The organism is Pseudomonas sp. TMW22080, from assembly GCF_022496745.1.
In the GTDB taxonomy this organism is placed as follows: Bacteria; Pseudomonadota; Gammaproteobacteria; order Pseudomonadales; family Pseudomonadaceae; genus Aquipseudomonas; species Aquipseudomonas bubulae.
On sequence record NZ_SCFF01000001.1, the window covers coordinates 47,671 to 62,542 of the forward strand.

The window sequence follows — 14,872 nt, forward strand, 5'->3', positions numbered from 1 at the left end:
GATGACAGACGTGTTTGATGCAAGTGCATTTCTTTCGACCTGCAGTGGTCGACCCGGCGTGTATCGCATGTTCGACAGCGATGCGCGGCTTCTCTATGTGGGCAAGGCCAAGCACCTGAAAAAACGCCTGGCCAGCTATTTTCGCAAAACCGGCCTGGCGCCCAAGACGGCTGCACTGGTTGCGCGTATTGCGCAAATTGAAACCACTATTACCGCCAACGAAACCGAAGCGCTGTTGCTTGAGCAGACGCTTATCAAAGAGTGGCGTCCGCCGTACAACATCCTGTTGCGCGACGACAAGTCCTATCCCTATGTGTTTTTGTCGGATGGTCAATACCCGCGGCTGAGTATTCACCGCGGTGCCAAAAAACTGAAAGGCAAGTATTTCGGGCCTTACCCCAGCGCCGGCGCCATCCGTGAAAGTCTGAGTATCCTGCAGAAGACTTTTCTGGTGCGTCAGTGCGACGACAGCTACTTCAAAAACAGAACGCGACCTTGCTTGCAGTACCAGATCAAGCGTTGCAAGGCGCCTTGCGTCGGCCTGGTTGACCCGCAGGAATATGCCGAGGACGTACGCCATTCGATCATGTTCCTTGAAGGGCGTAGCAGTGCCCTGACCGATGAGTTGAACGCAGCCATGGAACAGGCTGCCAGCACGCTGGACTTCGAGCGTGCCGCTGAGGTGCGTGACCAGATTTCCTTGCTGCGCCGGGTTCAGGACCAGCAAAGCATGGAGGGCGGTAACGGCGACGTGGACGTGATTGCCGCTTTCGTCAACCCGGGCGGCGCCTGTGTGCACCTGATCAACGTGCGCGGCGGGCGTGTGCTGGGCAGCAAGAATTTTTTCCCTCAGGTAGGTATTGAGGAAGATGTCGCCGAAGTCATGGCGGCCTTTCTTGGCCAGTACTACATCAGCAGCCCCGAGCGCGACCTGCCCAGCGAGTTGATCGTCAACGTGGAGCATGAGAGCTTCGGGGCGATTATCGATGCAATCGCCGAGCTGCGTGGCCGAGAGCTGGCGATCAGCTATCGTGTGCGTGGCACCCGGGCGCGCTGGCAGCAGTTGGCGGTCACCAACGCCGAGCAAGCGCTGATGGCCCGCCTGACCAATCGCCTGCATGTGGCGGCGCGTTTTGAAGCCTTGGCCCAGGTATTGAAACTCGACGAGATTCCGCAGCGCCTGGAGTGCTATGACATCAGCCACTCCAGCGGCGAGGCCACTGTGGCGTCCTGCGTGGTGTTTGGCCCCGAGGGGCCGATCAAGTCCGACTACCGGCGCTTTAACATTGAAGGTGTCACGCCTGGCGACGACTATGCGGCCATGCACCAGGCACTGATGCGGCGCTTCAGTCGACTCAAGGAGGGAGAGGGCAAACTGCCGGACATTCTTCTGGTCGACGGTGGCAAGGGGCAGATGTCGATGGCCCGTGATGTGCTGAATGAATTGGCAGTACCCGACCTGATTTTGCTTGGCGTGGCCAAAGGTACGACGCGCAAGGCTGGTTTTGAAACGCTTTACCTGAATGATGCGGCCCATGAATTCACCCTCAAGGGTGACTCGCCGGCCTTGCATCTGATCCAGCAAATCCGTGACGAAGCCCACCGCTTTGCAATTACCGGGCATCGGGCGCGACGCGGAAAAACCCGTCGAACCTCAACGCTGGAAGGCATTGCAGGGGTAGGGCCGACCCGCCGCCGAGATTTATTGAAACATTTTGGTGGCTTACAGGAGCTATCTCGTGCAAGCATCGAGGAGATCGCCAAAGCACCCGGGATCAGTAAAAAGCTCGCTGAGTTGATTTATGCAAACCTGCACAGCGAGTAGAATGCCACCTCACCTCGTAGCCAGTTGTGCCGATGAATATCCCTAATTTGATCACCGTACTACGCGTTCTACTTATTCCTTTCTTCATTTTGTTGTTTTACCTGCCTTACAGCTGGAGTTATGCAGCCGCCAGCTCAGTCTTCGCCTTTGCGGCGGCGACCGACTGGCTTGACGGCTACCTGGCCCGCCGGCTGGAGCAGAGCACGCCTTTTGGTGCCTTTCTGGATCCGGTGGCCGACAAGTTGATGGTGGCTGTGGCTTTGGTGTTGCTGGTGCAAGAGCATCACAACGTGTGGCTGACCTTGCCGGCGGCGGTGATTATTGGCCGTGAGATCGTCATCTCCGCGTTGCGCGAGTGGATGGCGGAGCTGGGGGCACGGGCCCAGGTAGCGGTCTCGAACATGGGCAAATGGAAAACCGCAGCGCAAATGCTCGCTCTGGTCATACTGCTGGCCAATCCGTCGGACTTCAGCTTCTGGGTATTGGTAGGGTACGGGTTGCTGTTGGTAGCTGCCGGTCTGACCCTGTGGTCGATGCTCCAGTATTTGCGGGCTGCCTGGCCGCATCTGAAGACCACCTCGGTAAAATAAATAAAACTTTTTAAAACAAAGGCTTGACGCGTTATTAGATTTCTATAGAATGCGCATCACCAAGCGGGAATAGCTCAGTTGGTAGAGCACGACCTTGCCAAGGTCGGGGTCGCGAGTTCGAGTCTCGTTTCCCGCTCCAAACATGGCCCAGTGAATTCAATCGGATTCGCAAGGGCAGAACAAAGGACCTTCGGGTCCTTTTTTCGTTTCTGGCGTTTTATTCGGGGATGCTGAATCGCTCTTCTGAAGCCGGGGGCTGAAAATGATGTGCGCCCGACACAGCGTATTGATCTATTAAATGCCCAACCGTTTGCTATTCCCTGGCCTGTTTGATTGAGACGTTGAATATGGGTTTATTTAAAGTTCGCAGCTCTTTCAAGAAAAGCGCACTTGCCCCGCCAGCGACCCACTTCACTCAAGTCCGGCGCCATCAGCTCCCGGACAGCAGATTGCGATTTCATGTTTAGTGCATCATGTTTAATGATCTTTAGCGCTTTAATATGTTAGCGAAATCAATCAGTTGATCAGCTCTGCCCATCAGCGGGTATTCGCCCGCTGAATAACGGCGCGCTCTTGTTGTATTGTCCTACAAGGCAATTGATTTCTATATAACAGGCTCTGGCAACGGATCAGGAATATTGGTAGTTTGCGCCCCGTTGATCACTGGACCTCTAATAATGAAAAAACTATTCTTCAAGACCACCCTCGGTCTTGCCGTTGCACTTGCGTCGTCTCAGCTACTTGCCAGCGGTCTTGCAATCAATGAACAAAGTATCAGCGGCATGGGCACTGGCTTCGCCGGCCGCTCGTCCTCTGCCGATGATGCCAGTACCGTATACGGCAACCCTGCGGGCATGGCGCGCCTGAAACAGGAGCAGGTGAGTGCAGGTGCTGCCTTGCTTGTGGCGAAAACCGATATCAGCCATACCCGCAGTACCTTTGGCGGCAAGGAAGACGGCGATATGGTGCCGTTGACTGCGGTGCCAATGGGTTATTACGTCAAGCCGATTGATGAACACTGGGCTTTCGGTGTCGGTTTCTATGTGCCGTTTGGTTTGATTACGGACTATGGCAGTGGTTTCGCCGGCCGCTACTTCGCCAATAAAAGCAAGATTCAAGTCATGACGTTCCAGCCTACGGTCAGCTATGCCTTCAATGACAAGGTGTCGATCGGGTTTGGTCCGACCATCAACCGCATTGACGGTGAACTGACTTCACAAGTGCCAAATGCCCTTACCCCGGGCAGTAACGACGGCAAGGTGAAGATCAGCGGCGATGACACGGCCATCGGTTTCAACGCCGGTATCCTGGTACAGGCCACTGACAGCACCCGTGTGGGCCTGACGTATCACTCCAAGGTCAGTTACAACCTCAAGGGCACTACCAAGGTCACTGGCGGTACCTTCAGCCTGCTGGGCCTCAGCGGCCAGAGCTACGATGCCAAGCTGGACCTGGACACGCCGGAGTCCGTGGACTTCTCGGTCACTCACCAGCTCAATGACGACTGGACTCTGTATGCGGGGAGCACCTGGACCCGCTGGAGCCGCCTCAAGGACATTACCGCTCAGAACAGTGATGTCAGCCCGCGTCTTGGCGGCTCGTTGAGCACCATTACCGAGGAGCAGAACTGGCACGACACCTGGGCCCACGCCATTGGCGTCGCGTATCAGTTGAATCCGCAATGGGTGTTGCGCACGGGCTTGTCAGTCGATGAGTCGCCGACCAACAACAGCAACCGTTCGCCGCGTATCCCCACCGGTGACCGTACCGCCATCAGCTTCGGCGCTGGCTGGACGCCGGTGAGTAACATGACGATCGACCTGGCGTACTCCTACCTGTGGGAAGACAGTACCAAGGTCAACGACAGCTCGGCTTCCAAGGGCGCGTACAGCTCTACCTACAAAAACAGCGCGAGCGGTTTTGGTACTTCGATCACCTATCGTTTCTGATCTGCGGGTTTACGCAATATCACTCCAGTGATCTGAAGCAGAGTAGGGCCAGATATGTTTCGCATTTATTGCGGCGCATATCTGGCTCAAACCCTAGGGCGTGCTACGACAGATCAAATTTATGGCAGTGACAGTCAGCTGCTCTGAAGAGACGTTTCGCTATTGATATCGGAAGCGTCCTAACTCTTTTCATTCAAACATATCCAAGACTTACCCCACCCGGAGACGCGCCAAGGCTTTTGCCTGCGAATTGTCTCGTTGAAAAGACTTTGCCTCACTCATCAAGTTTGGCGAATCACGGATGGAGTAAGCATGTTTGGATGTTATCTCGGGATGAGGTCATTAATTCCGGTTGTACCGGGCAGCCTGGCCAAGCTGGGTTTGTTATCCCCAGAAACCGACAGGGATGATCGGCATTCAGCCTTCTTGGCCCGCCAGTCTTCAGCAGCACTCCATGCCCGGGAATCTTTCCTGGGCATGCCTAAACGTGGCCTGGCCTTTATTTTGGCCAATGCGCTGTTCTGGCAACCACTGCTGGTGCAGGCCGAAGGCATCGTTGTCAGCGGGCCAGGCACCAGCCTGGGAGCGGCGGGTAATGGCGTTCCGATCGTCAATATTGCTGCACCCAATGGCAGCGGTCTGTCGCATAACCAGTTCAATGACTACAACGTCGGTGCCAATGGCCTGATCCTCAACAACGGCATTGACCGTACCCAGTCGACCCAACTGGGCGGCATCATCCTAGGCAACCCGAACCTGCAGGGCAACGCCGCCCATATCATCCTCAACGAAGTCAACGGCGGCAGTCCCAGCCAGTTGCGCGGTTATACCGAAGTGGCGGGGCAGTCGGCCAAGGTGATCGTGGCCAACCCCTACGGTATTACCTGTAATGGCTGCGGTTTTATCAATACTCCCAGTGTCACGCTTAGCACGGGCAAACCCCTGTTTGATAATGGTCGTCTGGATCGTTATCAGGTTGATGGCGGTACGGTGACCATTGACGGTCAGGGTTTGAACGCCAGTAATATCGATCGCTTCGACATCATCACCCGCTCGGCGAAGATCAACGCCCAGATCAATGCGCGTCACTTGACGGTGATTGCCGGTCGCAACGACGTCAATGCCCGGACCCTGCACGCCACTGCGCGCGCGGATGACGGCAGCGCCAAGCCGCAGTTGGCAATTGACTCCAGCGCCTTGGGCGGAATGTATGCGGGCGCCATCAGGCTGGTGGGTACCGAGGCCGGTGTCGGGGTCAAGCTGGATGGCACGCTGGCGGCCAGTGGCGGGGATATACAGCTCGATGCCAATGGGCATTTGCGTATGGCTCAAGTCACGGCCAGCAGTGCGATCACAGGCAAGGCTGGAAGTCTCGATGCCCAAGAGGCGATCTATGCTGGCAGCACACTGGATATGCAGGCTCAAGGCGACCTGAGCAGCCGTAAAAACCTTATCGCACGTGACAGCATCAAGCTCTCCAGCGGCGCGCAGTTGACCAATCGCGGCATTATCGAGGCCGGGGTCAATGCCGACCATTCCCGCAACAGTCATGGCGATGTGTACATCGACGCAAAAACGCTTGCGAACACAAACGCCAGCATCATTGCCAGTCGTCACCTGACAGCTAGCGCCCAAATCCTGAGCAATCAGGGTGGCACGCTGAGCGCCAAACAGGCCGCCAGCATCCGTGCAGACACTCTGGATAACCAGAACAAAGGGCGGATTCTGAGTAGCGCCAGTCTCGACCTCAAAACTGATCGGTTTCTTAACAGCCAAGGTCTGGTTTCAGCCAGCAGCATCGACGCCCGGATCGGCAGCCTGGACAACCGCACTGGCATGCTCAGCAGTCAGGGTGAGATGCGCCTGGCCGTTGATGGCACATTGCATAACTACAGTGGCGTAGTGATAGCCGACGGCAACGCAAGCGTAACTGCAACCCGCCTCGATAACAGCAGCGGCCGGATTTCCGGCAAGCAGAACCTCAAGGTTCAAGTGCAGGATCTAAACAACCAGCAAGGTCAACTGATCGGCCAAGGTGCCGTCCAACTGAGCAGTAATATCCTGGACAACCGTCATAAAGGCCTGGTCGGCGGCGCTCAAGGGCTGACGCTTGATGTGGCCGATATCGATAACCGTGAAGGCGAAGTGTCGAGCCAGGCTGGTTTGTCGTTGACGGGTTTTCGCCTGGACAACACGGGCGGTAGGCTTACCAGCGAAAAACACAGCCGTCTTGAGCTTAGTGCCGGCGTGGCAAACACCTTGGGCCTGATCAGCAGTGACGGCGGGTTAAGCCTCTCTGCGACTGAGTTGTCCAACCACCTGGGCAGCATTTCCAGCGCAGGCCAACTTGCTATCAGCAGTGGTGGGTTGAACAACGAAAAGGGTTCGCTGCAGGGCAAGGCCATCACGCTCGACTTGGGTACTGCCACAGGCGATCTCAACAATATGGGCGGCCTGATCACCACAGCAGGCCCTTTGACCCTCAAGCACCTGCGTGACCTGAACAACCGTGGCGGCGAGATTTCCACTACGCAAACCCTTAGCCTGAGTGTCCGCAACCTTGATAATACGGGCGGCAAGCTGATCAGCAACAACCTGTTGGTCATCAATGGTGACAACCTGCTCAATCAGGGCGGGCTGATCTCCGGCTGGCAGGGCTTGAATGCCACCGGTACAACGCTCGACAATCGCAACAGCGGCAAACTGTCCAGCCTTTACGGCAACCTTGATGCCCATCTCAGCTCCAGCCTTCTCAATAGCGGTACAGGTATTCTGGTCAGCCAAAAAAACCTGACCGTCACAGCGGCCAACCTGGACAACAGCGGTCAGGGCAATATAACCAGTGCTGGCGCCCAAACCCTTGATATCAGTGGTTGGCTGAACAACGCCGAGGGCGGGGTGATTGACAGTGGTGCGGCTCTGTATCTGAGTGCACGTGATCTCGACAACAGTGCTGGCAGTATCAAAGGTGCCGCCGCCACAACCCTCGACCTGCCTGGCACCTTGACCAACACCCGCGGCAAGCTGTCCAGCGGTGGCCCGCTATTGATCCAGCGGGCGGCGCAGATCGACAACCAGGGCGGTGAGCTGGTCAGCAGAAGCGTGCTGAGCTTGATGACCGCTGGCCTGGACAACCGCAATCGCGGCACAGTCGCGGCAGATGGCAAGTTGGACATTAGCGTCAGTGGCCTGGTGCAAAACAGCAATGACGGCCTGATCTACAGCCAGGACGGCGAGCTCAAACTTACCGCTAGCCGCCTGGACAACGCCAAGGGCAAGGTGCAAGGCAAGACCGGCTTAGAACTGGACATTACTGAAAATATCGACAATCAGGGTGGCAAACTGATTGCCCAAAACGGTGATTTGGCGATCAAGGCCGCCAACCTGGATAACCGTGGTGGTGAGCTTGGCAGCCTCAAGCAAGCCCTCAATGCTCGCGTAGTCGGTGTACTGCGCAACGGTGTGGCAGGGATCATCCAGGGCCTGCGTCTGAATCTGATCGCGGGCAGTATCGATAACGTCGGCGGGAAAATCTCAGCGCAAGTGGGCGATGCCCTCGTGACCACCGACGCTTTTGACAATCGCGACGGCAATCTCTACGTCAAGCGTCTGCTGACAATAACCGGCTACGCCTTCGACAACAGCGGCGAAACAGGTGGGCGTGTGGCAGCAGAGCACGTCAGCCTCGATCTGAGTGACGCCCTGAATAACCATAAAGGCCTTATCGAAAGCACAGGAACCCTGAGTGTCAGCGCCGCCAGCGTGGATAACCGGACGGGGCAGTTGCGTACGCTGGGTACCAGCGGCGATACCTTGTTCCAGATTGGCGGGCTGCTGGACAACCGCAACGGCACCCTGGAAAGCGCCAATACTGAGTTGACGTTACTCGCGGGCAGCTTCCAGAACGCGGGTGGCAAGGTACTGCATTCCGGCAGCGGCACTTTCGCCATTGATCCGTCGATCCTCGACAACGTTGGCGGCAGTCTGGTGAGTCGAGGTGGCCTGACCCTCAACCAGGACAGCTGGACCAACAGCAGCGTGATTCAGGCCGCGCGCCTGACAGTCAACGTCAACAGCCTCAATCAAGTTGCGGGCGGCCAGTTACTGGCATCCAACAGTTTTGTTGGCGCAGGCGGGAACTGGTCCAACAACGGTTTGCTCGCCAGTGACGGCACTCTGAGTATCAACCTGGAGGGTACTTATTCGGCCAGTGGTCGGCTGAGCAGCCTCGGATCCCTGGATCTGCGCGCCGCGCAACTGCACTTCAGCGAAACCGCCACCCTGGCCGGTGGTGACGGCACCCGGGTCACAGTGGCAGGACAGTTGAACAACGCCGGGCGGATGACGTCTGCGACCGACCTCAACCTCATTGCCAATGAGGTGTCCAACACCGGCACACTGGGGGCTGGCGCGAACCTTGTGCTCACTGCCGACACAGCACTCAATCGCGATGGTCTGATTTTCAGCGGCGGTGACATGCAGCTGCTGTCCACCACCTTCACCAATGCCTATGCGACGGTCTATGGCCTGGGCGATGTGCTGATCGCCAAAGATACAGATCACAACCAGGCCGATTTGCTGGACAACCGCTCCGGCACGGTTGAAAGCGCGCAGAACCTGAGCATCCGCGCCATGACCGTGAATAACGTGCGGGATGTGCTGGAATACACGGCCCAGGAAAAAAGCTCGGTGACCATCACTGAGCTCGATTGCAACTTGATACCTGGTGCCGGGTGTGACTTTCGTCGTAAAGGGCGGCGAAACGGCCTGTGGCAAATCGATGAAATCGATCGCCTGAACGTTACCCGAAGCACAGCGGCTTCGCTCTTGGGCAGTGGCGCGGACCTCCAGATCCACGCCGGGACGCTCAATAACCACAGCAGCACCATTGCCGCCACAGGCAACGTGACGGCCACCGCAGAGACCCTTAACAACCTGGGCGTGCAAGCGCAGGAGATCACCACCACCCGCACGTACTGGAACTATGTCACACAGATTTTTGCGGCCATCCCGGCGGCTGCCAATTTCAATGCCAAAAACAGCCCCACACCCTCGGCCACCGTTGAGTCTGACCTGAGTTACTTTATTGGCCTGCTGGGCGGTGGCAAGCTATCGCACACCACCCGCACCCAAAACATCGACGGGCAGGCCCATGACGCTGTGATCCAAGCCGGGGGCGACGTCAACCTCAGTGCCGGGCAAAGCCTTAACAACAGCGTGATCCGGCCGTACTACGGTTATGTCGCTGCCGGCCGTACGCCAACCGACACGGGCGCGGGAAGTGGCTACTCCACACCGATCCACATCAACGCCCAATTGCCAGCGGATGTGGCCCAGCAACAAGTGAACCCGGTAGAGCTGCCCGGCTTCAGCTTGCCTGAGGGCCAGAACGGCCTGTTTCGCCTGAGCGGGCAGGGCAGCAGCACTGTGTCGGCCGTTCACTCTCCCTCCCTACCGGTCGACCTCTCAGGTGCAGCAGGTTCTGCAACAGCGATTGACGGCCTGACCATCAACCGTGTTCAGGGCTTGCCTGACACAAACGTTGTAACCAGCCCGCACAAATACCTGATCGAAACCAACCCGGCTCTGACCCACCTCAAACAATTTATGGGCTCGGACTACCTGCTGGCGAAGTTGGGTTACGAGCCGGACCAAAGCCAGAAGCGCCTGGGTGACGGCTTTTATGAACAGCGCCTGATTCAGCAAGCCCTCACCGCCCGTACTGGCCAGCGTTTTATCGACGGCCAAACCAGCGATGCGGCGACGTTTAAATACCTGATGGACAATGCTGTCGCCAGCAAGCAGGCGCTCAACCTCTCGGTGGGTATCACCCTGACAAGCGAACAGATCGTGGCCCTGACCCACGATATCGTCTGGTTGGAAAACACCACGATCAACAACCAGCAAGTGCTGGTTCCGGTGTTGTACATGGCCCAGGCGAACAAACGCCTGGCCCCTAATGGCGCATTGATTGCCGGAAACAACGTCAACCTGATCACAGGTCAAGACCTCAAAAACGTCGGCACCTTGCGGGCCACAGAAAACCTGTCAGCCAACGCAGGTAACCACCTGATCAACAGCGGCCTGATCGACGCCGGCAACCGCCTCGACCTGCTGACGGGCAATAACCTGAGCAACAAGGCGGGCGGCATCCTTGCCGGGCGCGATATCAGCCTAACGGCCAGCAAGGGTGATCTACTCAATGAGCGCACCGTTATCCGTCATAACAGCAGCAACGGCTATCGCAGCGAACGCACCGACTTCATGGACAGCGCCGCTCGCATTGAAGCGGCGAACAACCTGTCTCTGCACGCGGGCCGCGACGTCCACAGTGTTGGTAGCGTAATCAAAAGCGGCGCAGACACCACCATCAAGGCAGGTCGTGACGTCAACCTTATTGCCACAGAACAACGCAACAGCCAGGTTGCCGGCACACTGTCGCGTGGCGAGAGCGTCACCCAATATGGCTCTGTCATTGAAGCGGGTCGCGACTTCCAGATTGTTGCCGCGCGGGATATCAGCGCTATCGCCAGCCAGATTGCAGCCACCCGCGACCTGGCCATGGCCGCATCGGGCGACCTGACCCTGGCCTCGGCTGCAAACGAGCAGCACAGCGCGCTCAACACCAAAAAAGTCAAAACCCGGGACGATCGCGTCAGCCAGGTCTCGAGCGTGGTCAAGGCCGGTGGCGATGTGACGCTGAGTGCCGGGCAGGATATGGCGGTAATTGGCAGTCGGGTGGAGGCGGGCGGTGAAGCATACCTGGTGGCTGGCGCAAGCCTTGAGCTCAAGTCCGCAGAGGAACTGGATTACAGCTTCTATAGCAAGAGCAAAAAAAGCTCGTCCGGAAAATCCTTCCGCCTGAACGAAACCGACACCCTCACTAACGTTGGCAGTCTGGTCACCTCGGGGGGTAACAGCACCTTGGTGGCGGGTGATGACCTGCTCTTGCAAGTCAGTGCGGTCAATGCAAAGCAAGGTGCTGCCAAGCTGCTTGCGGGCAACAATATTCAGATCCTCGCCGCCAGTGATTCCAGCAGTGTGCGCCACGAGAACAGTCAAAGTAAAAGCAGTTGGGGTGGCCTGAACTCGAGCAAGGCCAAGCGTCAGGTCAGTGAAGCCAGCACGACAGCTGTAGGAAGCATTGTCTCGGGTGACACGGTCAATGTGGCTGCCAGGCGAGACGTAAAAGTCACGGGTTCGGCGCTGGTCAGCACCGATGACCTTACTGTTCAAGCCGGGCGTGACCTGACTGTTGATGCGGCAATCAACACGTTTTCGCGAACTGAGATGCGCAAGGAGAAAAAGCGCGACCTCACAGGTGTGCTGACCGGGAACAACCTTGGGTTGGACGATATTAGCGGCAACCTGCATCTCTCCAACAGTGGCCAAAAGCACAACGGCACTGCACAGGAGAGCACCTTGCAGGGCAGCACCCTGGGCTCCAGCGTCGGTGACGTGACCCTGACTGCGGGTCGTGAGTTGAAGGTGATATCCAGTGAATTGGTCAGTACCCAGGACATGGGCCTGAGCGGTTCCAATGTCACCATCGCCGCGGGTACTGAAACCGCGCACCAGACCACTCGAGACAGCTCCAGGAGTATGGGCGTGGGGCGGGTTGTGGGTGGCATGGTGGTCGATACGGTAACCAGCATTCGTAACGACGTGCGGGCTTCGCAGCAGGCTGACGACAGCCGTCTCAAGGCAGTCAAGGGCGCGCAGGCGTTGCTGTCTGCTTACAACGCCGCAGGCAATATGGATGCCAGTGCCGCGAATGTGTCAGAAGGTAAGCCTGCCAATAGCGGTGGCGCGCTGATAAAAATCGGTACCGAACTGGGCTCCACTAACAAGAAAAGCAGCAGTGAGTACAACGCTGAAACAGCCAGGCAATCCACCCTCAACAGTGGCGGCAGTCTGGCCATTGTGGCAACAGGCAATGCCCCCGACACCCAGGGCGATATTCATGTCATTGGCAGCAGCCTCAAGGCTAGAGACACCCTGTTGCGGGCAGAGCATGACATCACCCTGGAAAGCGCCCAAGACCGGAAAAGCTGGGACAACCAAAGTAAAAACGACAAAACCAGTATGGGTGTCAGCTTCAATGTGGGTGAACAAACGGGTTTCACCCTCGACGTTGGCGCACAACTGGCCAAGGGCATGGGTAAAGGGCGGGAAGTCAGCCAGGTCAACAGCACGTTAGACACTGGACTGCTGGTGCTCAAAAGCGGCCAGGACACTGCGTTGGCCGGTGCTCAAATGCGGGCGGATGCCATCAAGGCTGATATCAGTGGCATTCTGAGCATGGCTTCACGTCAGGGTGAAGCCCGCCAGAAGAACAGGCAAACCAGCGGTGGCGTGGGCGGGAGCATTTGTGTGCCCCCGTTTTGTGTGGGCGCTCCGGTATCCGCTTCGGCCAATATCGCTGGCAGCAAAATGAACAGCGATTATCAGGCTGTGACCGATCAGACGGGCCTGTCTGCGGGCACAGGTGGTTACGAAATCAACGTCGGAAAAACCACCGCGCTTCTAGGCGCCGTGATTGCCAGCGATGCGCCGGCTGACAAAAACCATCTCAGCACTGATCGCCTGTTGGTCAGTGACATCAAAAATAAAAGCGCCATAACAAGTCAGGCCGGGAGTTTGAGCTATTCCGGGGCCTTGGCAGGGGGCGGGGTGGATGCCCGCTCGGTCGCTGGCGGCACGCTGCCGGTGTTTCTCAAGGACTCTGAGAAGAGTAAAACCCAAAGCGCCATCAGTGAAGGCACCATCACCGTGCGCAACCCCGATGGCGGCAATGACCTGGTGGAGTTGAACCGCGACACCGTGAACGCCAATCAGCATCTGGATCGGCCTGATGAAAAGGCCATGCAAGCACGCATCGACCTGATTCAAAGCTCGGCGCAGCTGTCCAGCAGCGTAATTAATAGCGTGGCCAAAGCCAAGGCTGATGCGGCAACCAAACAGGCCAATGAGGCAACTACCCCAGAGCAACAACAAGCGGCTGCGCTTGCGCTGGATGACGCCAGGAGCTGGCAGGTCGGGGGCGATAAACGGCTGATGGCCAATATTGCATCGGGCCTGATCGCGGCGGGCCTGGGAGGGGCAACGGGCAGTACGGCTGTGGGTGTTGTTGCGAACGTATCATCCAGTGAGATTTTTAAAAAAATCGGTGATTTCGCTACCGCGCAAAGAGATAAATCTACGGACAGTGCAGTAAAGGCAGCCTGGGATGAAGGCGGTGCAGCTCGTGTCTTGCTGCATGCGTTGGCGGGTGCGGCAATAGGTTTGTCCAGCGGCAATGCGCAGGCGGGTGCTCTGGGAGCTGGAGCCTCTGCGGCGTTGATGCCATCGGTGGGTCAGGCGCTGAAAGACAGTGGGCTGTCTCGTCAGGAACAAGATGCTATAGCTGCATTGATTGCGACAGGCGTTGGAGCCTCTGCGGGGGCTGGAAGTGGGCCCGGCGAGGCTGTGGTGGCAGGTGGGGCAGGGTTTGGTGTGGAAGCCTTCAATAGGCAGCTGCATAAGCAACAAGAAATTCCGGTTCTGGAGAAAAAGGCCGAAGAGCTTTACAAAACCCTGGGAGCGCCAAGATCCAGTGCCCTTTGGCTGGATTTGTTGATGATTGCTGCGGGTGGCGCCCTGGATGCTGCTGATGAAGCCCGTTTGAGCGGTTTGGTTGCGCAATCCACAGGCAATGATCCGCAGTCCCGAAATTTTATCGATGACCTGAATATTGCCAAAGGGATTATTGGGCAACTGGCGGCACAGAAAATCCCTCTGAAGTGGGGCGATGGAAGCCAAATTGTTGCCAATGGCGAGAAAGCCTTCGCGTTCAGAGCAACCGAAAAACAGTTCAATGACTCAACGCTGTTCAATGCGTCAGTCTTGCATGGTCAAGGCGTGGTGTATGAGCAATGGCGGCAATACGGCCAGGAGCAAACCAGCGCGCATTCGAAAGAAATGGGTGCGTTGTCCAGTACTGAGTCAGGTATAAAATCGGCTACCCAGCGTTTGTCAGATTTGGCAGGCAAAGGGATTACAACCATAGCGCCCGAGCTTGATGCTGCTATGCTGTTGATGCCGGCAGGTAAGGGCGCCAAGGTTGTTGTTGAGGCGGTTCTTGCCAAATTGGCGGCTGGTAAGGCTGCTGCGGGTGTTGGTGCAAAAGCAAATGTGGGGTCAATTAGTCATATCTCTGGAGTGAATCTTCCTAAAAGTCAGTCTAAGATGATTGCTAATTTTGAAACAGCAGGGTACCCAACAAAACCAGTAGTTTCTCCGACCAGCGGAAATGTGGTCGGAACTCAATACATCTTGCCTGATGGTTCGCGAGTTCGGGTGATGCAGGCGGATGGTCGGAGTCCTCGGCGCGCGTCATTCGAGAACGCTAATGGCGGACCTGTTGACCCTACTACTGGAAATCCGCCGCAGCCCCCGCAAGGTTTATCGAAGGCTGAGCGGAAGCAGTGGATTAGAAAGCGTACGCATATTGAGCAAGTGGACTAAAA

4 protein-coding genes and 1 tRNA gene are annotated in these 14,872 nt (G+C 57.1%); all 5 read left to right on the forward strand.

The genetic code is table 11. The features are described from left to right. The first annotated feature begins 1 nt into the window (after position 1). On the forward strand, positions 2–1,825 hold the full coding sequence (gene uvrC / locus EQV96_RS00240; RefSeq protein WP_095000028.1) for an excinuclease ABC subunit UvrC: 1,824 nt from the start codon (positions 2–4) through the stop codon (positions 1,823–1,825). Between the two features lie 32 nt (positions 1,826–1,857). Next, a complete protein-coding gene (gene pgsA / locus EQV96_RS00245; RefSeq protein ID WP_016781234.1) occupies positions 1,858–2,415 on the forward strand; it encodes a CDP-diacylglycerol--glycerol-3-phosphate 3-phosphatidyltransferase in 558 nt (185 codons plus the stop codon). Positions 2,416–2,478: 63 nt separating this feature from the next. Further along, positions 2,479–2,554 (forward strand) — tRNA-Gly (locus EQV96_RS00250). Between the two features lie 538 nt (positions 2,555–3,092). Then, a complete protein-coding gene (locus EQV96_RS00255; protein ID WP_095018457.1) occupies positions 3,093–4,364 on the forward strand; it encodes an outer membrane protein transport protein in 1,272 nt (423 codons plus the stop codon). Positions 4,365–4,697: 333 nt separating this feature from the next. Next, positions 4,698–14,870, forward strand: a complete 10,173-nt coding sequence (locus EQV96_RS00260) for a hemagglutinin repeat-containing protein (RefSeq protein WP_240880995.1) — start codon at positions 4,698–4,700, stop codon at positions 14,868–14,870. Positions 14,871–14,872 lie beyond the last annotated feature (2 nt).